At 69.9% G+C, this 20,906-nt stretch carries 17 protein-coding genes and 1 pseudogene; 11 read left to right on the forward strand and 7 right to left on the reverse strand.

Annotation, left to right across the window (positions count from 1 at the left end; translation table 11 throughout):
• Positions 1–1,066: pseudogene (fusA, locus tag C693_RS0119565) on the forward strand (elongation factor G); the annotation flags it as partial.
• A 32-nt stretch (positions 1,067–1,098) separates the two neighbouring features.
• On the opposite strand, the gene C693_RS0119570 reads toward fusA, so the two are convergent.
• Positions 1,099–1,644 (reverse strand): type 1 glutamine amidotransferase domain-containing protein, encoded by a 546-nt coding sequence (locus C693_RS0119570; protein WP_017463975.1) that lies wholly within the window; start codon positions 1,642–1,644, stop codon positions 1,099–1,101.
• A gap of 167 nt (positions 1,645–1,811) precedes the next feature.
• On the opposite strand from C693_RS0119570, the gene glpK reads away from it, so the two are divergent.
• Positions 1,812–3,308: a glycerol kinase GlpK gene (glpK, locus tag C693_RS0119575; RefSeq protein WP_017463976.1), complete on the forward strand. Its 1,497-nt coding sequence runs from the start codon at positions 1,812–1,814 to the stop codon at positions 3,306–3,308.
• A 24-nt stretch (positions 3,309–3,332) separates the two neighbouring features.
• Here glpK and C693_RS0119580 read toward each other — a convergent pair whose 3' ends face one another.
• Both C693_RS0119580 and C693_RS0119585 read right to left on the reverse strand, forming a co-directional pair.
• Positions 3,333–3,791 carry a DUF2310 family Zn-ribbon-containing protein gene (locus tag C693_RS0119580; protein ID WP_017463977.1) on the reverse strand — a complete coding sequence of 153 codons (459 nt, stop codon included), beginning with the start codon at positions 3,789–3,791 and terminating at the stop codon, positions 3,333–3,335.
• 10 nt (positions 3,792–3,801) lie between these two features.
• The gene (locus C693_RS0119585) at positions 3,802–4,269 is read right to left on the reverse strand and encodes an SET domain-containing protein (protein WP_017463978.1); all 468 of its coding nucleotides are present in this window, start codon (positions 4,267–4,269) and stop codon (positions 3,802–3,804) included.
• Between the two features lie 180 nt (positions 4,270–4,449).
• On the opposite strand from C693_RS0119585, the gene C693_RS0119590 reads away from it, so the two are divergent.
• From C693_RS0119590 to C693_RS0119620, 7 genes are all read left to right on the forward strand, one after another.
• The gene (locus C693_RS0119590; RefSeq protein ID WP_017463979.1) at positions 4,450–4,929 is read left to right on the forward strand and encodes a hypothetical protein; all 480 of its coding nucleotides are present in this window, start codon (positions 4,450–4,452) and stop codon (positions 4,927–4,929) included.
• A gap of 42 nt (positions 4,930–4,971) precedes the next feature.
• A complete protein-coding gene (locus C693_RS0119595) occupies positions 4,972–6,762 on the forward strand; it encodes an acyl-CoA dehydrogenase C-terminal domain-containing protein (protein ID WP_017463980.1) in 1,791 nt (596 codons plus the stop codon).
• A gap of 139 nt (positions 6,763–6,901) precedes the next feature.
• Positions 6,902–7,444 (forward strand): TlpA family protein disulfide reductase, encoded by a 543-nt coding sequence (locus C693_RS0119600; RefSeq protein WP_017463981.1) that lies wholly within the window; start codon positions 6,902–6,904, stop codon positions 7,442–7,444.
• A gap of 86 nt (positions 7,445–7,530) precedes the next feature.
• Complete coding sequence (locus C693_RS22790) at positions 7,531–7,899, forward strand: DUF2946 domain-containing protein (RefSeq protein WP_017463982.1); 369 nt, start codon at positions 7,531–7,533, stop codon at positions 7,897–7,899.
• A gap of 127 nt (positions 7,900–8,026) precedes the next feature.
• Positions 8,027–10,159, forward strand: coding sequence for a TonB-dependent copper receptor (locus C693_RS0119610; protein WP_017463983.1), 2,133 nt, complete (start codon positions 8,027–8,029; stop codon positions 10,157–10,159).
• Between the two features lie 64 nt (positions 10,160–10,223).
• Complete coding sequence (locus tag C693_RS0119615; RefSeq protein WP_017463984.1) at positions 10,224–11,186, forward strand: hypothetical protein; 963 nt, start codon at positions 10,224–10,226, stop codon at positions 11,184–11,186.
• 80 nt (positions 11,187–11,266) lie between these two features.
• Positions 11,267–11,740, forward strand: a complete 474-nt coding sequence (locus C693_RS0119620; RefSeq protein WP_017463985.1) for a GNAT family N-acetyltransferase — start codon at positions 11,267–11,269, stop codon at positions 11,738–11,740.
• A gap of 57 nt (positions 11,741–11,797) precedes the next feature.
• Here C693_RS0119620 and C693_RS0119625 read toward each other — a convergent pair whose 3' ends face one another.
• Positions 11,798–12,565, reverse strand: coding sequence for a SapC family protein (locus tag C693_RS0119625; protein ID WP_017463986.1), 768 nt, complete (start codon positions 12,563–12,565; stop codon positions 11,798–11,800).
• 247 nt (positions 12,566–12,812) lie between these two features.
• Between C693_RS0119625 and C693_RS0119630 the strand changes: the two genes are divergently transcribed.
• Entirely contained in the window at positions 12,813–13,412 is a 600-nt protein-coding gene (locus tag C693_RS0119630; RefSeq protein ID WP_017463987.1) for an HNH endonuclease, read from the forward strand.
• Between the two features lie 15 nt (positions 13,413–13,427).
• On the opposite strand, the gene C693_RS0119635 is transcribed toward C693_RS0119630, so the two are convergent.
• A complete protein-coding gene (locus tag C693_RS0119635; protein WP_017463988.1) occupies positions 13,428–13,841 on the reverse strand; it encodes a low affinity iron permease family protein in 414 nt (137 codons plus the stop codon).
• A 141-nt stretch (positions 13,842–13,982) separates the two neighbouring features.
• On the opposite strand from C693_RS0119635, the gene dxs reads away from it, so the two are divergent.
• Positions 13,983–15,872 (forward strand): 1-deoxy-D-xylulose-5-phosphate synthase, encoded by a 1,890-nt coding sequence (gene dxs, locus C693_RS0119640; RefSeq protein WP_017463989.1) that lies wholly within the window; start codon positions 13,983–13,985, stop codon positions 15,870–15,872.
• Between the two features lie 33 nt (positions 15,873–15,905).
• On the opposite strand, the gene prmC is transcribed toward dxs, so the two are convergent.
• Both prmC and C693_RS0119650 read right to left on the reverse strand, forming a co-directional pair.
• Positions 15,906–16,733 (reverse strand): peptide chain release factor N(5)-glutamine methyltransferase, encoded by an 828-nt coding sequence (gene prmC, locus C693_RS0119645; RefSeq protein ID WP_017463990.1) that lies wholly within the window; start codon positions 16,731–16,733, stop codon positions 15,906–15,908.
• Positions 16,726–20,844: a hypothetical protein gene (locus C693_RS0119650; protein ID WP_017463991.1), complete on the reverse strand. Its 4,119-nt coding sequence runs from the start codon at positions 20,842–20,844 to the stop codon at positions 16,726–16,728. The genes prmC and C693_RS0119650 overlap by 8 nt, the downstream gene beginning before the upstream one ends.
• Between the last annotated feature and the right edge of the window lie 62 nt (positions 20,845–20,906).

Below are 20,906 nucleotides of genomic sequence, written 5' to 3' on the forward strand. Positions count from 1 at the left end.
CCGCAAGCCGTTCCGCGTCGCCCACCTGCTGCGGCTCGAGGGCAACCGCCACGTCGAGATCGAGCAGGCGGTGCCCGGCGACATGGCGGCGGTGGCCAAGGTCGAGGAGATCCACTTCGACGCGGTACTGCACGACTCGCACGACGAGGACCGCATCCACCTCGTGCCGATGGCCTATCCGGAACCGATGGCCGGGCTGGCGCTGGAACCGAAGCACAAGGGCCAGGAGCAGAAGCTGGCGCTGGCCCTGGCGCGGCTGGCCGAGGAAGATCCCTGCCTGCGCGTGGAGCACCGGCGCGAGCTCAACGAAACCGTGCTGCGCGGGCTCTCCGAGCTGCACCTGTCGATCGCGCTTGAACGCATGCGCGAACGCTACGGCGTGGAAGTCACCACGCATCCGCCGCGGATCGCCTACCGCGAAACCATCACCGCCAGCGCCGACGGCCACCACCGGCACAAGAAGCAGACCGGCGGCGCCGGCCAGTTCGGCGAGGTGCTGCTGCGGGTCGAACCGCTGGAGCGCGGTGCCGGCTTCGCCTTCGTCGACGCGGTGAAGGGCGGCGCGATCCCCGGCCAGTTCCTGCCGGCGATCGAGAAGGGCGTGCGCCAGGCGATGGACCATGGTGCGGTCGCCGGCTTCCCGCTGCAGGACGTGCGCGTGACCGTGCTCGACGGCAAGCACCACTCGGTCGATTCGAAGGAGGTCGCCTTCATCACCGCCGGGCGCAAGGCCTTCCTCGACGCGGTGGGCAAGGCGCAGCCGGTGGTGCTGGAGCCGATCGTGTCGCTGGAGGTGGCGATTCCCGAGGCGCACGTGGGCGACATCACCGGCAGCCTGGCCGGCAAGCGCGCGCGCATCCTCGGCACCGACCTGCAGCGCGGCGGCGAGCTGCTGATCCGCGCCCTGGCGCCGCTGGCCGAGCTGGCCGACTACGCCACCGAACTGCGCGCGGTCACCGCCGGCCGCGGCCGCTACGGCATGGAGCTGAGCCACTACGAGGCGGCGCCGCCGGCGATGCAGAAGCAGCTGCGCGAGGCGTGGCGCCCGCATCCGGACGACGACTGAGCCGACCGCCGGCGCCCGCTCGGGCGCCGGCCTCAGGCGGCCAGCCGTTCGATCAGCGCCTCGGTGAACGCCGGGATGTCGTCCGGCTTGCGGCTGGTGATCAGCGTGCCGTCGGCCACCACCGCCTTGTCCTGCCACTGTGCGCCGGCGTTCTCCAGATCGTGGCGCAGCGACGGCCAGGAGGTGACCTTGCGGCCCATCACCAGCCCCGCGTCGATCAGCGTCCACGGGCCGTGGCAGATCGCCGCCACCGGCTTGCCGGCCGCGCCGAAGTCGCGGATCAGCTCGATCGCCTCGTGCTTCAGGCGCAGCTGGTCGGGGTTGATCACGCCGCCGGGCAGCAGCAGGGCGTCGAAGTCCTCGGCGTGGGCCTTGGCCAGCGGCAGGTCAACCTTCACCGGCTCGGCCCAGTCGCCGCCCTTCCAGCCGCGGATCTGCTTCGAGCCGTCCGGCGCCACCACCTCGACGCGTGCCCCGGCCGCCTCCAGCAGGCGCTTGGGTTCGGTCAGTTCGCTGTGTTCGAAACCGTCGGTCGCCAGGACGGCGATACGGCGGCCATGCAGGTCGGTGGTGCTCATGGCGGCGCTCCTCGGAAGTGGGAAAGGCGACTGTCGCAGGTCGGGCATCGCCGGGGCGTCGTCGCCGCGTTAGACCAGCGTGATCGGCCGATGCGGCAGCGTGCCGTGCCGCGGCCGCGCAACTGGGCGACACTCTGCGACCCGATCCACGCCACCGCCGAGACCGCATGAGCGCCGAGTACATCCTGGCGATCGACCAGGGCACCACCAGCTCCCGCGCCATCCTGTTCGACCGCGCCGGTCGCATCGCCGGCGTGGCGCAGCGGGAATTCACCCAGCATTTCCCGCAGCCTGGCTGGGTCGAGCACCACCCGCGCGAGATCATGTCCAGCGTGCTCAGCACCATCACCGAGGTGATGCACAACGCCCAGGTCGACGCACGCGCGATCGCCGGCATCGGCATCACCAACCAGCGCGAGACCACGGTGGTGTGGGACCGGGCCACCGGCCAGCCGATCCACAACGCCATCGTGTGGCAGTCGCGGCAGACCCGCGGGATCTGCGACGCACTGAAGGCTGCCGGCCACGAAGCGATGGTGCGGGCCAGGACCGGCCTGTTGATCGACGCGTATTTCTCCGGCACCAAGGTGAAGTGGATCCTCGACCACGTCGACGGCGCGCGCGAACGTGCCCGCCGCGGCGAGCTGGCCTTCGGCACTATCGACAGCTGGCTGATCTGGAACCTCACCGGCGGCAAGGCACACGTCACCGATGCCACCAATGCGTCGCGCACGCTGATGTACGACATCCACACGCGCCAGTGGGACGACGAGCTGCTGGCGATGCTCGAGGTACCCCGCGCAATGCTGCCCGAGGTGCGCTCGTCCAGCGAGATCTACGGCCACACCCTGCCGGAGCTGTTCTTCGGCCACGCGGTGCCGATCGCCGGCGTGGCGGGCGACCAGCAGGCCGCACTGTTCGGCCAGGCCTGCTTCGAGCCGGGCATGGCCAAGAACACCTACGGCACCGGCTGCTTCATGCTGATGCATACCGGCGACAAGGCCGTGGCCTCGGAACACGGCTTGCTCACCACCATTGCCTTGGACGTCGACGGCCGGGTCGAGTACGCGCTGGAAGGAGCGATCTTCGTCGCCGGCTCGGTGGTGCAGTGGCTGCGCGACGGGCTTCGCATGCTGGGCAAGTCCAGCGATTCACAGGCCTACGCCGAGCGCGCCGGCGACAGTGACGGCGTCTACTTCGTACCGGCCTTCGTCGGCCTCGGCGCGCCGTACTGGCGCAGCGACGTGCGCGGCGCGGTATTCGGCCTGTCGCGCGGCACCAGCAAGGAACACTTCGTGCGCGCCGCGCTGGAGTCGATGGCCTACCAGACCCGCGACGTGCTCGCCGCGATGCAGGCCGACGCCGGCATCGAGCTGAAGGAGCTGCGGGCGGATGGCGGCGCCATCGCCAACGATTTCCTTGCCGGCTTCCAGGCCGACATCCTCGGCGTGCCGCTGGTGCGGCCAGAGGTCACCGAAACCACCGCGCTGGGCGCTGCCTACCTGGCCGGACTGGCCACCGGCTTCTGGTCCAGCCGCGAGGAGATCGCACGGCAATGGGCGGTGCAGCGACGCTTCGAACCCACCATGCCGGCCGAACGCCGCGACGCGCTCTACCGCGGCTGGCGGCAGGCAGTCGAGGCAACGCTGGGCTTCCGGGTCTGACCGCGAGGCCACCGCGCGCCGGCTTCAGATGACCACTTGGCAAGCGTCGCACTGGCCGTGTCCGTGCTTCCTGCTTGCAGAGAGCTTGTCGCCACAGACGGGGCAACACAGCGGCTCCGGATCGCTCTCGTCGTGGAACCACCAATAGTAGGTCGGCAGCAAAGCGCTCAACGCGGCGACTGCGGCGAGGCCGTCGCGGTTGACTTGTCCATCCCGCTTGAGCAACTGGACCTTGGCCCAGGCCTCGTACTCGCCGCAGTCAAGCCACAGGCTGTAGAGCGCCTGAAACTGGCCATGCCAGGAGCTCACCATATCGACCTGCTTGCTGCTGAGACCTAACCGCTGAGGATCGAGGGCTCCATTGCAGGCAAAACAGTGCACCGGGTTGTCCGTGAGCCGGTGCACCAGCAGAAGCTCACGAAGTTCCTTGCAATCGCAGAATTGCAGGTCAGCCGATGGCCTGAGCTTGTCGTAATGGCTCATCGGCGCCCGGCTAGCCCTTGGGCTGCAGCAGCGTGCCGGTGCACTTGGGCGAACCGCACAGGCACTTCCACAGCTTCTTCAGCCGCGCGGTGTGCGGCACTTCCAGCACGATGCCGTAGTTGTAGGTGAGTTCCTCGCCGGGCTTGATCGTACGGATCGCCTCGATCATCACCTTGTCTCTGCGCGGGTCGCCGCTGGCGCTCTCCTCCACCACCGCACGGCAGTTCGGATCGCAGCTGTGGTTGATCCAGCGCGCCGTGTTGCCCTTGCGGTTGGCGTCGATGATGTACTCGTCGTTGAGCGTGAACAGGAAGGTGTGCCCGGTCTCGCCACCATCGCCGTACAGCTCGTCCGCCTCGGCATGGGTCATCAGCGTGCCCTTGTACTGGACGACTTCTTCGCCCTTGCGGATCACATCGGTGGCGAACACGCCATTGCCGTGGATGGGCGAACGGCGGGCGACGAAACGTGCGGGCATGCGGACAGTCCGTTGGTAGGCGAAACCACGATGATGCCCGTTCGGCATGAACGTTGAAACCGCGCCGCCGCGGCGATCGACTGGCCGCGACCGTCCCGGCTCCCCGGCAGGGGACGGTTTCAGCCGCCACGCAAAGATGGGTAGAATCGGTCATTCAAACGATCGTTTGGAGAAGCCGTGATGCGCCTGACCCGCTGGATCGCCCCCGCCGCGCTCGCCCTGGGCCTGGTTGCCTGCGGGCCGCCGCGCAAGAGCGTGTTCCCGCCGGCGGTCAGCATCCAGCAGCTGCAGCTCCAGCCCGGCGGTGGATGGCACCTCACCGTGCGCATCCAGAACAACAGCTACGGCGAGATGGACTTCACCTCGCTGGAAGGCACGCTGCAGGTGGCCCAGCTCGAGCCGGTGCGCCTGCACGGCAGCTTCAAGCGCGACATCCCTGCCCTCTCCGGCGACGTGGTGGACATCGACGTGCTGCCGACCTCACAGATGACCGCCGCACTGGCCGCCGTCGCGGCCAAGGGCAGCGCCGGTTCGCTCGCCTACCGGGTGAGCGGCACCGCCCGCGCCAAGCCCGAGCAGGAAAAGCAGGCCCGCGATTTCGACTTCAGCGGCAACGACTGGCTGTCGCCCGTGCCCGGGATACCCGGCACCTTCCGCTGATCCGCTCCTCACATCCCACCCATTCCACCGAAGGACATCGCCATGACGCTTTACAAGGCCCCCCTCGACGACCAGCGCTTCGCCCTCTTCGACGTCCTCGGCGCCGAAGCGGTGCTGACCGGGCTGGAAGGTGGCGACGGCCACACCCGCGACCTGCTCGACGCCGTGCTGGAAGAAGCCGGCAAGCTGGCCGAACAGGTGCTCGCCCCGACCAACCGGCCGGGCGACCAGGAAGGCTGCCACTACGACAAGGAGACCCACACGGTCACCACGCCCAAGGGCTTCAAGGAGGCGTTCAAGGCGTTCGCCGAAGGCGGCTGGGCCGGCCTGACCATGCCCGAGGCCTACGGCGGCCAGGCGCTGCCGGCGGTGCTGGGCACCGCCACCACCGAGCTGTTCCAGTCCGGCAACCTGTCGTGGAGCCTGTATCCCCTGCTGTCCGAAGGCGCCTGCCACGCGATGGAGCTGCACGGCGAGGAATGGCAGCGCCAGCTGTTCATGAGCCGCATCGTCGCCGGCGACTGGACCGGCACGATGTGCCTGACCGAGCCGCAGGCCGGCTCCGACCTGGGCCTGCTGAAGACCCGCGCCGAACCGGCCGGCAAGGGCCTCAACGACGCCACCACCTACAAGATCTCCGGCACCAAGATCTTCATCAGCGCCGGCGAGCACGACCTGGCCGAGAACATCGTGCACCTGGTGCTGGCGCGGCTGCCCGACGCCCCGGCCGGCAGCCGCGGCATCTCGATGTTCATCGTGCCGAAATTCAAGGTGAACGCCGACGGCTCGCTGGGCGAACGCAACAATGCCTACGCCGGTGCCATCGAGCACAAGATGGGCATCAAGGGTTCGGCCACCTGCGTGATGAACTTCGACGAGGCCGAGGGCTACCTGATCGGCCAGCCGCACAAGGGCCTGATGGCCATGTTCACCATGATGAATGCCGCCCGCCTGGCGGTGGGCGTGCAGGGCCTGGCGCTGTCGGAGCGGGCGCTGCAGAACAGCCTGAACTACGCCCGCGAGCGCCTGCAGTCGCGCGCGCTGTCGGGCCCGAAGTTCCCGGAAAAGCCGGCCGACAACCTGCTGGTGCAGCCGGACGTGCGCCGCATGCTGCTGACCCAGCGCGCCTTCGTCGAGGGCTCGCGCCTGCTGGTGCTCTACAACGCGCTGCAGACCGACATCGAGGCGCGTGCCAGGGATGAGGCCACCCGCCAGAAGGCCAGCGAGCTGGTCGCGTTCCTGATCCCGATCTCCAAGGCACTGGTCACCGAGCTGTCGATCGAGTGCACCAAGGAGGCGCTGCAGATCTATGGCGGCCACGGCTACATCGGCGAGAACGGCATGGAGCAGTTCGCCCGCGATGCGCGCATCACCACGCTGTACGAGGGCACCACCGGCATCCAGGCGGCCGACCTGCTCGGCCGCAAGATCCTCCAGCTCCAGGGCGTGGGCTTCCGGCATTTCCTGGAGGAGATCAGCGCGTTCTGCCAGCAGCACAGCGCCGACGAGTCGCTGCGCGCGATGATCGGTCCGCTCGCCGTCTACGCCAAGCAGTGGGGCGAGCTGACCATGAAGCTGGCCGGCCGCATCCAGGCCAACCCGGAAGAGCTGGGCGCTGCCGCCAACGACTATCTCTACTACTCCGGCTACATCACGCTCGCCTACCTGTGGGCCAGGAGCGTGGCCGCGGCAGACAAGAGCAACCAGCCGGAGGCGTTCAAGCAGGCCAAGCGCGATACCGCGTCGTTCTATTTCGCCCGCATCCTGCCCCGTTGCCTCATGCATCAGGCCGGGATGGAGGCCGGCGTCGCGACGCTGCCCGCGATCGCCTGAGGTCACCCTTGCTGCCTGCACCCGAAACGCCCGGCCCTGCCGGGCGTCTCTTTTTCTGGGCGAAGGAGCCGATCGCGCCGCTACTGTCGCCGCCGTCGGGCGATTGCTACGCTGCGGGCACTCGCCAAGGGGGAAATCCATGCGCCGGACCGCCGTGCTGCTCGCCAGCCTGCTCGCCTGCACCCATGCCTTCGCCGGGGCAACGCTGAAACCCGGCGACACACCACCGGACGCACTGGGCGTCACCCGCGACGGCACCCGGCTCACGCTTTCGTCGATGCGTGGCAAGGTGGTGGTGGTGAGCTTCTGGGCCACCTGGTGCGGCTACTGCATGAAGGAAATGCCGACCCTGGGCAGCATCCAGCAGGCGGCGATCCAGAAGCACCTGCCGCTGCAGATCGTCGCGGTGAACCATCGCGAGAGCCTCCGGACGTTCGTCGCGGTGTCGCGCAACATGCACCGCATCCTGCCGAGCCTGCTGATGAGCCGCGACGGGGATGGCAGCGTCGGGCGTCCCTACGGCAGCGACAACGGCATCCCGGTGATGGCGATCTTCCATCCGGACGGCACGCTGGCCGATCTGCACGTAGGTTATGACGAGAGCGATCTCGACGGGATCCTCTCCGAGATCAACGGTCTGCTGGCCGACGCCATGAAACAGCAGGCCGTCGCCCCGCCCTGACAGCGACACCCTGCCGCAGCGGCTTACCGCCGCCCCGGCGTCCGTGACATGATGCCGGGCCGTCGAAATCGACAGACCGTCTTTCCGTGCCCATTCCACGCCGCCAACGAGGCTTCGTCGCCTGGCTCGCCATCGTCGCCCTGTGGCTGACGATCGTCGCGCCCGTGGTGTCGCAGACGCTGGCGAACCCGCTGGATTCGCTGATCAGCATCGGTGCCTGCGGCGTGCATCATCCGGACGGCACGCAGACCCCGCCCACCGGTCACCTGCTGGAAAAGTGCGGCTACTGCGGCATGATGGCCGGGCATTCGATGCTGCCCGACGCATCGCCGGTGCAGATCCCCGGGCTGGCGCTGGCCGGTCCGTCGCTCACCGCCGTCCGGCCACCCGAACGCAGCACGATCGTGCTGCTCGCTGCCGCGCCCCGCGGCCCACCCGTCGTCGCGCACGCCTGAACCTGCACCACGCGGATCGCTGACCGACCGTCCCCGGCCTTGCCGGATCGACGGCCGGCGATGACATCCGCTCCGTGATCGCGCATGGCCCGCGTGCCGTGCGTCGCTGCCGACTCCAGGGATCTCCATGACTCACCCAACGCTTCACCGGCGTGCACGTGCGCACGCCCGCACCGCGCCGTGCACACTCGCCGCCGCCCTCGCGCTGGCACTCGCCGGCCCCGCACTCGCCACCGACGCGCAACCGGCCACCGAGCTGGCTCCGGTGGTGGTTACCGCACCGATGCAGGACAGTCCGCTCACCGTGGTCACCGACCCGAAGGCCCCGCGCCAGCCGGTGCCGGCCAGCGACGGCGCCGACCTGCTCAGGAGCATTCCCGGCTTCTCGATGATCCGCAAAGGCGGCAGCAACGGCGATCCGGTGCTGCGCGGCATGAGCGGCTCGCGACTGGGCATCCTGATGGACGGCGGCCAGATCGCCGGCGGCTGCCCGTCACGCATGGATCCGCCGACCGCCTACATCGCGCCGGAAAACTACGATCGCGTCACCGTGATCAAGGGCCCGGAAACGGTGATCTACGGGCCCGGCAACTCGGCTGGCGTGGTGCGCTTCGACCGCGACTTCAGCCGCTACGCCGAACCGGGTTACAGCGTCGACGCCAGCGTGCTCGGCGGCTCCTGGGGCCGCAACGACCAGAACCTCGACCTGCGCGCCGGCGCCCCGACCGGCTACCTGGGGGTTGCCGCCAACCACACCCATTCGCAGGACTACGCCGACGGCGCCGGCCACCGCGTGCACTCGCGCTACGACCGCTGGAACGTCGACACTACCGTGGGCTGGACGCCCAGTGACGACACCCGGCTGGAACTGGCCGTCGGCAAGGGCAACGGCCAGGCCGCCTATGCCTTCAGCGGCATGGATGGCTCGCAGTTCCTGCGCGAAAGCGCCGGCCTGACGCTCGTGCAGCAGCACCTCACGCATCATTGGGACAAGCTGGAAATGCAGGCGTACACCAATTACGCCGACCACGTGATGGACAACTACACGCTGCGCCAGCCCGATCCGGCCAGCATGATGCCGATGGCGATGGCCTCCAACGTGGCCCGGCGCACCAGCGGCGGGCGCATCGCCGGCACCTGGCGCTGGGACGAGGTGCTGGAGCTGGTCGCCGGCATGGACGGCTCGACCAACGCACACACCGTGCGCAACGGCGGCCCGCCGGACAGCATGAACGACTACCGCCGCCTGCCGCGCCTGCGCGACGCCCGCATGCGCGACGTCGGCGCGTTCGGCGAACTGCGCTGGACTCTCGCGCCCCGCCAGCGCGTGATCGGCGGCGTCCGGCTGGATCGCGCACAGGCCCGCGGCTACCAGCTCACCCTGCCTTCCTCCGGCACGGGAGGCATGGGGGGTGGAATGAGCGGCGGGATGAGCGGCGGCATGGGCAGCAGCATGACCACCACGGTCACGGCGGATCGCTCCGACACCCTGCCGTCGGGCTTCGTCCGCTACGAGCAGTACCTCGCCTCCGCACCGGCCACGTTCTACGCCGGCATCGGCCATGTAGAGCGCTTCCCCGACTACTGGGAGCTGTTCGGCGGGCATGTGGACACCTCGATCACGAGCTTCCGCAAGCTGCAGCCGGAACGCACCACCCAGCTGGACATCGGCCTGCAGTATCACGACAGCCGCATGAAGGCCTGGGTCTCCGGCTACGCCGGCGTGGTGCAGGACTTCATCCTGATGCACTACCCGGCCAGTGCCATGGGCACGGGAACGGCCAACAACGTGCAGGCGCGCATCGCCGGCGGCGAAGCCGGCGTGAGCTATGCGTTCGATCCGCACTGGAGCGGCGACGCCTCGCTCAGCTATGCCTGGGGCGAAAACCGCACCGAACATCGCCCGCTGCCGCAGATGCCGCCACTGGAAGCCCGCTTCGGACTCACCTACGCACGCGACGCGTGGTCGCTGGGCACGCTCTGGCGTATAGCCACGGCCCAGCATCGGGTGGCGGTCGGCGAGGGCAACATCGTCGGCCAGGACCTGGGAACCAGCGGCGGCTTCGGCGTGCTCTCGCTCAACGGCAGCTACCGCCTCGGCCGGCACCTGACGCTGAGCGCCGGTGTCGACAACCTGCTGGACAGGACCTACGCCGAGCACCTCAACGCCGCCCCGGCGGGCCTGGCCGGCTACGTCAACACCGTGCGCGTGAACGAACCCGGGCGCACCGCCTGGATGAAACTCGCCATCCGCCTCTGACCCAGATCAGACCCACGGGTACGCCGCAAGGCGTACCTTGGCCCCGCATTTCAAGGAATCCGCCATGAATCGCCTGTCTCGCTCCCTCGCTTCCTTCGCCGCGGCCGCGCTTGCCACGCTGCCCGGCGTTGCAGCCGCCTGCTCCACCTGCGGCTGCTCGCTCAACTCCGACTGGGCCAGCCAGGGCTATGCCACCTCGCGCGGGCTGCACCTGAGCCTGCGTCAGGACTATTTCAACCAGTCCCGGCTGGTGTCCGGCTCCGACCGCGTCGCCTTCGGCAGCATCCCTCTGCCCAGCGAGGACGAGCTGCAGCGCAAGACCATCAACCGCAATACCCTGCTCGGCCTGGACTACAGCTTCAACCGGGCCTGGGGCTTGTCGGTGCAGCTACCCTGGTTCAGCCGGTACCACGAGACCTGGCCGGAAGGCGAAACCACGTTGTCGTCTTCCAGGGGACAGGGCATCGGCGACATCCGCGTGGTCGCCCGCTACCAGGGCTTCAGCCCGGATGCGGGCCTGGGCGTGCAGTTCGGCGTGAAGCTGGCCACCGGCACGTTCAAGCAGACCTTCGACGCCGGCAGCGCCGCCGGCGAGCTGCTGGATCGCGGCCTGCAGCGCGGCACCGGCACCACCGACGCACTGTTCGGCGTCTACAAGTTCGGCTACCTCAGCGACTCGGTCGGCTATTTCGGCCAGGCCATGGGCGAGGTGGCGATGAACGCCCGCGACGGCTTCCGTCCGGGCAATTCGCTCAACGTGAATCTGGGCCTGCGCTATCTCGACGCCGGCATGTTCGTGCCGCAGGTACAGCTCAATCTGCATGGCGAGCAGCGCGAGAGCGGCGCCTTCGCCGACCGCGCCAACAGCGGCGCCACGCTGGCCTATCTCAGCCCCGGGCTGGGCGTGAAGCTGGGACGTCGCGTGGACGCCTTCGTGTTCATGCAGGTGCCGGTGCACGAGCACGTCAACGGGCTGCAGATCGAACCGGGACGGCTGTGGTCGGCCGGCGTGCAGCTCCGCCTCTAGCGGTGGACCACGGGCGGGGCTTCCGTCGCACCCGCGCATCGGTGTAGAACCGGAGGCTCAACCGGCTGCGACCCAAACGCATGAACGAGCCCTCCCTCCTGATCCGCCTGGCCGAGGACGACGACGACTTCATCCTCGGCCTGGTCCCGCGCTTCGTCCAGTTCGACCTGCCGGCCTGGCGGCGGCGGCACGAATGCATCGAAGGCATCCGCCGCGACATCGCACATCACCTGGACGACCAGCCGCCGAACAGCTTCCTGTTCGTGGCCGAGGATGCCGACGGCGAGCGGGTCGGCTTCCTGCACCTGCAGAAGACCCAGGACTTCTTCACCGGCCGCACCAACTGCCACATCTCCGACGTGGCGGTGGCGCCGGGCCACGAGCGCCAGGGGATCGGACGCGCCCTGCTGCAGCATGCCGAGGAGTGGGCACGCGAGCACCGCTGCGCGCTGGTCACACTGGCCGTATTCCCCGGCAACGACGGGGCACGCGCGTTGTACGAGGCGGCCGGCTATGGCACCGACCTGCTGCGCATGGCCAAGCCGGTGGGCTGAGCAAAAAAGACCCGCGGCTGCCGGGCAGCCGCGGGTCCGGATCGATCACCGTGACGATCAGTTGACTGCAGTGCTGCCGGTCGGCGCCTCGGTCTGTTCACGGTCGTTCAGGCGGGCCGACACGCGATCGATGTTGGCCAGCGACAACAGGTGGGCGTAGATCCAGCCCAGCGTGCCGTCCTTCAGGAACTCGTGCGCGGTCTTCTCGTCGAGCTGGCGCAGCTTTTCCTCGTTGACCACGAACAGGCCATTGAGGTTGATCGTCTTGCCGTCCTTCTCCAGCCGGATGTTGCGCGGCTCGAGCAGGTCGTGCTTGCGCAGCTGGTCCATGAACCAGTGCGTGCGGGCGACATGCTGCTGGAACTCGCCGAGGAAGTTCACGGCGTTGGTCAGCATCTCCGCATCGGTGCCGTCTTCCTTGAACAGGCGCTCGCCCTCTTCACTGCTGAAGCCTTCATAGGCCTCGTCCAGGAACACGGTGAAATCGTCGCCTTCCTGGTCTTTCGGCTTCTCCGCCAGGATGAACGGATAGCGGCGGATGAAGGCAGGCACGTAGGCGCCCGGGATCCACTGGCCGTTCGCGTCGACGAACAGGTTCTCGTTCTGGCGCAGGCCAAGCAGGGCCATCGGACCGGCTTCCTTGACGTCGGTGCCGGCGAACAGGATCGGCATGTCGCGGGCTGCGGCGGGAAACTCGACGCCGGTCAGCGGCACCGAATGCACGTTGGCCGCGAACTTCAGGCTCGGCACGCCCTTCAGGCGCAGGTCCTTGTGGGCGGTGCGGTTGAGCGGCACGGGGCGCTCGTAGAAAAAGACTTCTGCCACGTTGTTTACCTCTGCCCAGCCGCGCCGGGGTTGCCACCGTCGGCCCCCCCTCCCAAACCCGGCCCGGGTCTCAAGACGAACAGCCACTATAACAGCGCCCACGGCCGCCCGCGAACGCCCGGGCGGCGCCCCCTTGTCCCTGCCGCATCAAGGATTTGCATGCGAACGGCAACAAAGATGGGCTATGCTCGGCGGGAGTACACGGTTGCATCGCTGCGCGTTTTCCCCTGATCGAAGGAAGGACTGCATGCTGATGGAAGTGCCGCTTCGGGCCGATCTGCATTCGACCCGGGTACTGTCGCTGGACGCCTCCGGCCGGATCCTCGACTGGATCAGCTGGCAGGATGCGGCTTGCCTCTACGTCCGCGAGGCCGTGGCGTGGACCCTCGGCGAACCCTGCCTGACCGTCCACGGCGGCATCAACCGCGCACTGGGCACGCAGAGCACGCTGGACCTGCACCCGATCATCGCCAGCACCGGACACTGCCGCGACCACGCCATCGATCCGGCCCCGGCGCTCACCAACACGGCGCTGTTCGCCCGCGACCGCCACCTTTGCCTTTACTGCGGCAACCACTACAGCCGCGGCGAGCTGACCCGCGACCACGTGCAGCCGGTCTCCAAGGGCGGGCGCGACGAGTGGGAAAACGTGGTCAGCGCCTGCCTGGCCTGCAACCTGCGCAAGGCCAACCGCACGCCGCAGCAGGCGCACATGCCGCTGCTGGCGGTGCCCTACCGGCCGAGCTGGGTGGAGCACCTGATCCTGTCCAACCGCAACATCCTGGCCGACCAGATGGAATTCCTGGTCAACCACCTGCCGCGCGACCGCCGGGCCGCGCACGCCTGATCCTGCGGGTCCCGATCAGATCTCGTCGTCCTCGTCGCCGAGGGCCTCCTCCACGTTGCCCAGCTCGCTGCGGTCGCGTTCGGCCAGCCGGCTGTAGTGACGGCGGATGCGGTCGAGTGTCGCATCGTCCAGCTCTTCCAGCGCCAGCAGGGCGTTGTGCGCCCGACTGGAGCGGATCAGCTCGTCCAGCTTGATCTGCAGCGCCGCCGAGTCCCGGTTCTGGGTGTTCTGGATCAGGAACACCATCAGGAAGGTGATGATCGTGGTGCCGGTGTTGATCACCAGTTGCCAGGTGTCGCCGAAGCCGAACAGCGGCCCGGTGAGGGCCCAGACCACGATGATCAGCGTGGCCGTGATGAAGGCGGCAGGCTTGCCGGCGGCCCGCGAGGTGGCCGCGGCGAACCGGCGGAACAGCTTGGAATCGGCCATGTACGGGCTCCTGAGGGGCTTGGGTGTCGGCAGCTGCACAGCATGCCGGGTGGTCGTGGACGGGCCGGTGAATGTGAAGGCGCCCGACACGGCCCGCCCTCCGCCCTTGCCCCGCCTCCCCGGCAGGCCAACAATATGCGGATGATCGACCTGTCCCGCTATCCCCACCTGGCGCCCATCGCCACGCCCGCCGACCTGCGCCGCGTCCCCGACGACGAGTTGCCGGCGGTGGCCGACGAACTGCGCCAGTACCTGATCGAGGCCGTGGCCAGCTCCGGCGGCCACTTCGGCGCGGGCCTGGGCGTGGTCGAGCTGACCGTGGCCCTGCACCACGTGTTCGACACGCCGCGCGACCGGCTGGTCTGGGACGTCGGCCACCAGTGCTACCCGCACAAGATCCTCACCGGCCGCCGCGACCGCATCACCACGATCAAGAAGAAGGACGGCCTGGCGCCGTTCCCGCGTCGCGAGGAGAGCGAATACGACACCTTCGGCGTCGGCCACTCGTCCACCTCCATCTCGGCCGCGCTCGGCATGGCGATCGCCGCGCAGCGGCGCGGCGACGACCGCAAGTTCGTGGCGGTGATCGGCGACGGCGCGATGACCGCCGGCATGGCCTTCGAGGCGCTCAACCATGGCGGCGACGTCGAGCCGAACATGCTGGTGGTGTTCAACGACAACGGCATGTCGATCAGCGAGAACGTCGGCGCGCTGACCAAGATGATGGCGCGCGCCATGGCCAGCCACACGCTCAACGCCTGGCGCGAACGGGCCAAGCGGGCGATTCCCAAGCAGTCGCTGATGGGCCGCTTCTTCAAGCGCTGGGAAGAGCACGCCAAGGGCATGTTCGTCCCCTCGACGCTGTTCGAGGAGCTGGGCTTCCACTACACCGGTCCGATCGACGGCCACAACCTCCCGCAGCTGCTCGCCGCGCTGCGTACAGTGAAGGACCTGCCCGGCCCGCAGCTGCTGCACGTGATCACCACCAAGGGCAAGGGCTACGCCCCGGCCGAGCAGGCGCAGATCGAATACCACGCGGTCGGCCCGTTCGACCCGCAGGCCGGCCTGGCGAAGAAGTCCGCTCCGGCCAAGCCCACCTACACCGACGTGTTCAGCGACTGGCTGTGCGACCAGGCCGCGGCCGACGACCGCCTGATGGGCATCACCCCGGCAATGCGCGAGGGCTCGGGGCTGGTACGCTTCTCGAAGGAATACCCCGAGCGCTACTTCGACGTGGCGATCGCCGAGCAGCATGCGGTGACGCTGGCCGCGGGCATGGCCTGCGAAGGCGCCAAGCCGGTGGTGGCGATCTACTCCACCTTCCTGCAGCGCGCCTATGACCAGGCGATCCACGACGTGGCGCTGCAGAACCTGGACGTGACCTTCGCGATCGACCGCGCCGGCGTGGTCGGCCCGGACGGCGCCACCCACGCCGGCAGCTTCGACCTGTCGTTCCTGCGCTGCCTGCCGAACATGGTGATCATGGCTCCGGCAGACGAGAACGAGTGCCGCACGATGCTGTCCACCGGCTTCGCCTACGCGGGCCCGGCCGCCGTGCGTTACCCGCGCGGCAGCGGCCCCGGTGCGACGCTGCGGGCCGAGCTGGACACGCTGCCGATCGGCAAGGCGGAGCTGCGCCGCCGCGGCCGCGGTCTCGCCCTGCTCTCGTTCGGCGCGATGCTGGCGCCGGCAGCCGTGGTCGCCGCCGAACTGGACGCCACGCTGGTCAACATGCGCTTCGTCAAGCCGCTCGACGAGACGATGCTGGTCGAGCTGGCGAAGACCCACGACGCCTTCGTCACGCTGGAAGACAACGCGGTGGCCGGCGGTGCCGGCTCGGCGGTCGCCGAGTGCCTGGCCGCACACGGCATCACCCTGCCGATCCTGCACCTGGGCCTGCCCGACGCGTACCTCGAGCACGGCAGTCGCGAGGAGGTGCTGAGCATGGCCGGGCTCGATCTGCCGTCGATCCGCCTCGCGATCCGCGCGCGCTTCCCGAAGCTGGTCGCCAGCAGCGCCAGCGCGGGCTGAGCGCCGGGGAGGGCTCGCCGCCCCGGCGGACGCTCAATCGGGGCGGCGGCCGCCGCTGACGCGGTCGCGCTGCTCCAGGTCTTGCGCAGTGAACACCTCGCGGTAGCCGGCGGCCTGCAGCAGCGCGCGGCAGGCCTCGCCCTGGTTCCAGCCATGCTCGAAAAGCAGCCAGCCGCCGGGCAGCAGCACCTCGCGGGCGTCGGCGACGATGCGTCGGATGTCGTCCAGGCCATCTGCTCCGGAGGCCAGGGCGGAGGCCGGCTCGAAGCGCAGGTCGCCCTGGCCCAGGTGCGGATCGTCCGCCTCGATGTACGGCGGGTTGGACACGACCAGATCAAAGCGCTCGCCCGCCAGCGGCGCCAGCCAGTCGCCCTCGACGAAGCGGACGTTGGGGATGCACAGCCTTCGCGCGTTGCGCCGGGCCACCTCGAGTGCGGCGGCACTCGCGTCCACGGCGAGCACCCGCGCATGCGGCCGTTCCGTACCGATCGCCAGGGCGATCGCACCGCTGCCGGTGCCGAGGTCGACAACGCCGGCCGCGCGATCCTCCGGCAGTCGGGCCAGCGCCAGCTCCACCAGCAGTTCGGTTTCCGGGCGCGGGATCAGCGTGGCCGGCGTGACCTCCAGCTCCAGCGACCAGAAGCCGCGCCGGCCGGTGATATAGGCCACCGGCTCGCCCGCAAGGCGCCGACGCACGAGTTCGACGAATGCCTGCTCGTCCGCCAGCGACATCACGTCGTCGGCATGTGCGATCAGCCAGCTCGGCGGACGCCGCAGCACGTGCTGCAGCAGTACCTCGGCATCGACGCGATCGCCGAGACGACGCGCGGCGTCGCCCAGGGCATGGCGGACTTCAGTCATGTGTCGTGTGATCTCCCGTGGCCGGCGGCAGGTCCGGCGGGCTGGCCCGGCGCTCGCGGGCGCGCCAGTACCCGCCCTCGCTCCATGCCGCAAACGCCCAGCGTAGCCAGCCGATCAGCGCATTGGCCAGCCACAGCGCCCAGGCCAGCATCGCCAGCTTGTAGACCCACAACGACACGCTGAGCACACCGGCACGCGGCAGCACGCCGGTGCTCTGGTCGGCGAACCAGCGCAGGCTCCATGCGCTGGATCCATTGCCGGCCACGTGCATGTCCGGCAGGCCCAGCAGGCCGCGTGGCACCGCGCCGACCAGTGCCAGCAACGCCAGCGCGGTGAGCAGCGCCAGCGCCACCTGCAGCAGGTTGAAGGCGACCGGATGGGCAGGCGGCTTCAGCCGTGCGCGCAGTCCCATCGCGATCAGCCACGCCACCACCAGCGCATACGCGCTCCAGGCGAACGCCGAGAAACCAAGCCCCAGCAGCAGCCAGTGGTGGAAACGCAATCCGGTCGGTGCGTAGCGCGCCAGCAGCCACGCCACGACCAGAAGCACCGCGAGCTGGGACCAGTACAGCACCGCCGGCCCCATCGACGGTCCCCACGCCCACAGCACCCAGCGATCGCGCGGCAGCTGCAGGTCGAGCGCGATGTTGGCCACCGGAGCGCGCAGGTCGAGCGCGGCAGTGCGGGTGCGGGTCGCTGCGCCCTCTGGCTGGCGCAGCGTCACCTGGTACTGGTGCACGCCCGGCAGCAAAGGCAGGGCGAGCTTGCCGTCGCGCACACCGAGGTTGAGCGACTCGTCGTCGCGCTGCGCCTGCAGCAGTTCGGCGCCGGGCGGCAGGACGATCGCGTGCTCTCCACCGCGGGTGCTTCGCGCCGTGAGCAGCAGCGTCGTCTCGCTGGCACGTTCGCCCGCCGTCGTGCTTGCCTGCACGCGATCGAACGCAATGCTGGAACCCGGCACTGCCGACGGCTCGCTCAATGCGAGCGTGAGCGTTTCGCCCGGCAACGGCTGGAAGCGCGGGCCGTGGGACACGGCGCTGGTCGGCACGCCGCTCGCCTCCACGTGCCACATCGGGGCGGCATCGACCTGCCAGACCTCGGCGCGCTCGGCCAGCGGCGGCGCCGTCAGCGAGAGCGTGGGCGCATGGTCGAGCCGGCTCGACCACCCCACCTGCCGAGTGTCCGCACTGAAGTTCGCCTGCACCGAGCCGTTGTGCACCACCAGATCGTCGCCCTGCGGGTGCTCGCCCGGCAGCAGCGGCACGTCGACGCTGAAGCCGCCCTGCTCCGGCGCCAGCCGCTCCACCGTGGTACGCACCTGCCAGTCCACGCCGAACACCAGCTGCCGCATCACCCGCACGTACGGCGGCAGGCGCTGTGCCACCGTCAACGCGCTGCCGTCGGGCGCCGCACGCATGCGGCTCAGCGTGAGGCTGTCCCCGGGCAGGTGAGCGTCGTCCAGTCCGCTCGCGTTCCAGCCCTGGCCGATGAAGCCGACGTGGGCGGGGCGCAGCGGAAAGCCGAGCCGCACGCTGTCGGCACCGGCCGCGATGCGGTAGCGCAGGGTCACCTGGTGCACGCCGCGGTCCAGCCGCAGCACCAGGGCGTCGCCGCGACGCACCAGCGCAGCCGGCTGGCCGTCCAGCCGTGCATCGAGCAGGGTCAACGCCTCGTCGCCCCGCGGCAGCGGCAGGCCGGCATCGGCCCCGGCATCGGCCTGCAGCGACAGGTCGAGCGCATCGCCGCCGGCCTGCAACTGGGCGTCGGCGATAGCGACGCAGTCCGGCGCGCACTTCGGCAGCTCGGTCAGCCGCTGGCGCAGGCTGTCCAGCAGGTGCTGGTCAGGAAAGGCCTGGCGGGCGTGGCCGGCATGCGGGGCGAGCATCGCGAGCAGCAGCACGGCCGCACTGGCCGCCCCGCGTCTCCACTCGCCCCAACGCCCGCGCAGTGGCGTGACCAGCAACGGCACCATCCGCGCCAGCAAGGCGGCGAGCAGGGCGACCATCAGCACACGCAGCAGACGTACCAGCCATCCCGGCGCGATCACCAGCCGCATGCTCTGGTTCACCGTGACCGGGCCCGACCAGCCCAGTCGGTAGCTGTTGCCAGCCCGCCACTCCGGCTGGCCTGCGCCGGCCTGTGCCACGCTGCGGCTGTCCAGCGGTGCGCTGGCGAGGGTGGTGTCCATGTCGACCGATGCCAGGCTGTCGGCAGCCGCGACCGGAGGCGGCGGAGCGGCCATCTCGGCCAGCGCCGAGGGTGGTGCCGGCGGGGCCGGCGGCGGCAGACTGGCCGCCTCCGGCTCGGCGGGCACGGCCCGGTTCTGCTGCCGTCGGATGCCCCCGGCCACTTTCATGCTTGCCGGCACCCACCCGGGCGGCGTACCGCCCACCACCCCGCTCTCCAGTTGCGGATGCAGCGCGTACTGCAGCTGCGTCGCCGCAAAGGGCAGCGTCCACAACACCGCCAGCGCGAAGGTGGCCAGTGCGACGAAGCGCGCAGCGAGACGCAGGCGGCCCTCGGGCAAGGCACGCAGCAGCAGCGCGAAGGCAAACGCCGCCGCCAGCGTCCAGCGCGGCGCACCGCCCTCGTGCTGCGCCAGCGCAAGGAACACCGCCGCCAGCAGCGCGCCACGCCAGCCCAGCGCGCGCCCTGCGAGCAGGGCGATCAGGGCAACCACGAACAGGTCGAGCAGGGTCCACTGCGCGATCCACGAATCCGGCGAACGGTCCGCGCCATCGGCACCCAGCAGGCGGTAGCCTGGCGGCAGGTGCAAGGTGGCGTCGATGCCCTCCAGCGGCACCTGCCAGCCACCGGCCGGCAGGCGGCCCGCGTGCGCCGGCGCACGCAGACCGGCGCTCAGATCGAGCTCGCGGTCGCGCAGCTCGACGCCGCGGCGGCCGTCCTTGCCCGCACTGACCAGCAGCGGCTGCCCGTCCTGTCCGGCCCGCTGCAGCTGCCATGGCGAGGCGACGTCGAGCCGCTGCCGATGGCGCAGGGTGCCGGTGAGACGGTCGACCGCGCTCAGACCGTTGCCGTCGAAGTCCAGCCACAGCTCGCGCTGCAGATGCAGCCGGTCGTCCCGGCTTCCACGATCGCCGCGATTGCCCTCGACGACGCTCAGTCCGTGACTGGCATCCACGGCAAACGCGGGCAGGCTGCTCCACTCGTCGGGCACGCCGGCACGCGTGGCGTCGACGCCCTGCCCTTCGACGCGCGTGCCGCGCAGGCCGGTGTCATCGGAGTAACTCCATATTTCCTGCGCCGGCCACGGCGCGCCCGGCGGCTTGAACTGCACGCCGGCGAGCGGCGCGATGGCTCGCGCGTCCAGGGTGATCGTCCATCGGCCCGGCCGCAGCTGCACGCGCAGCCGTCCGTCGTTTTCCAGTCGCGCCGGCAGGTCGCCGGACAGGGCGGTGGCGATGAAGCCCGGAGGGAGCGCCGGGCCCAGCAGCTGCTCGCGCGCGGATCCGGCCACGTCGAGCTGCAGCCGGGTCTCCAGCCGGGGCGGCAGGCCATCGACCAGCCGGCGATAGACGCGCAGCGACAGCGCGTCGGCCGCGCGTGCCGAGGCTGCCGCCTCGCCCAGGGTGAGGCGGTTGCCGTTGCGTTCGACCCGCGCCACCGGCGCGCCGTCGACGGTGAGGTCGACCAGCGCGATCGATGGCGGCACGGCCAGCGTGGGCGGGCGATGGCTCCAGTCCATGGTGCCTTCCAGCCGGTGGCCACCGGCCGCCAACCACACCGACGGCGCGCCGCGGTGCGCCAGCACCGGCTGCGCCTGGCCATCGACGCGCAGCTGCTGCGGCCAGTCGCGCGCATCACCCGGCAGCGCGACCCAGCCCGGTGCGTCCATGCGCGCCTGCAGCGTGAAGCGCGCGCCGTCGGCATCGGCCTGCAGGGCCAGCCGTCCGGGCCAGACGCACTGGCGCGCGTTGCCGGCGGCAACCGGGCTGGCCAGCAGCGGGCAGGCATGATCCGGCACATCGTGCAGCACCCAGCCCTGCCATCCCTCGAGCGCGGAGGGAATGTCCTGCGCCCGCAATGGCGCGACGACGAGCAATGCCAGCAGCGCGAGCGCCCACCAGGCGCTCCGTGAACGACGTTCCATGATCCTCTCCCCTTGCCGTTTCGTGGGCCCGGGCAGTGTAGCGATGCGCCGGCGTGGGCGGC

Source organism: Dyella ginsengisoli LA-4, assembly GCF_000334915.1.
Taxonomy (GTDB): Bacteria; Pseudomonadota; Gammaproteobacteria; order Xanthomonadales; family Rhodanobacteraceae; genus Dyella_A; species Dyella_A ginsengisoli_A.

Bases quoted from the DNA above. Each gene is read 5' to 3' on its own strand.
- C693_RS0119570 (WP_017463975.1), bottom strand. From the start codon at position 1,644: ATGAGCACCACCGACCTGCATGGCCGCCGTATCGCCGTCCTGGCGACC.
- dxs (WP_017463989.1), top strand. From the start codon at position 13,983: ATGATCGACCTGTCCCGCTATCCCCACCTGGCGCCCATCGCCACGCCC.
- C693_RS0119590 (WP_017463979.1), top strand. From the start codon at position 4,450: ATGCGCCTGACCCGCTGGATCGCCCCCGCCGCGCTCGCCCTGGGCCTG.
- C693_RS0119610 (WP_017463983.1), top strand. From the start codon at position 8,027: ATGACTCACCCAACGCTTCACCGGCGTGCACGTGCGCACGCCCGCACC.
- C693_RS0119650 (WP_017463991.1), bottom strand. From the start codon at position 20,844: ATGGAACGTCGTTCACGGAGCGCCTGGTGGGCGCTCGCGCTGCTGGCA.
- glpK (WP_017463976.1), top strand. From the start codon at position 1,812: ATGAGCGCCGAGTACATCCTGGCGATCGACCAGGGCACCACCAGCTCC.
- C693_RS0119585 (WP_017463978.1), bottom strand. From the start codon at position 4,269: ATGCCCGCACGTTTCGTCGCCCGCCGTTCGCCCATCCACGGCAATGGC.
- prmC (WP_017463990.1), bottom strand. From the start codon at position 16,733: ATGACTGAAGTCCGCCATGCCCTGGGCGACGCCGCGCGTCGTCTCGGC.
- C693_RS0119615 (WP_017463984.1), top strand. From the start codon at position 10,224: ATGAATCGCCTGTCTCGCTCCCTCGCTTCCTTCGCCGCGGCCGCGCTT.
- C693_RS0119580 (WP_017463977.1), bottom strand. From the start codon at position 3,791: ATGAGCCATTACGACAAGCTCAGGCCATCGGCTGACCTGCAATTCTGC.
- C693_RS0119630 (WP_017463987.1), top strand. From the start codon at position 12,813: ATGCTGATGGAAGTGCCGCTTCGGGCCGATCTGCATTCGACCCGGGTA.
- C693_RS0119595 (WP_017463980.1), top strand. From the start codon at position 4,972: ATGACGCTTTACAAGGCCCCCCTCGACGACCAGCGCTTCGCCCTCTTC.
- C693_RS0119620 (WP_017463985.1), top strand. From the start codon at position 11,267: ATGAACGAGCCCTCCCTCCTGATCCGCCTGGCCGAGGACGACGACGAC.
- C693_RS0119635 (WP_017463988.1), bottom strand. From the start codon at position 13,841: ATGGCCGATTCCAAGCTGTTCCGCCGGTTCGCCGCGGCCACCTCGCGG.
- C693_RS0119600 (WP_017463981.1), top strand. From the start codon at position 6,902: ATGCGCCGGACCGCCGTGCTGCTCGCCAGCCTGCTCGCCTGCACCCAT.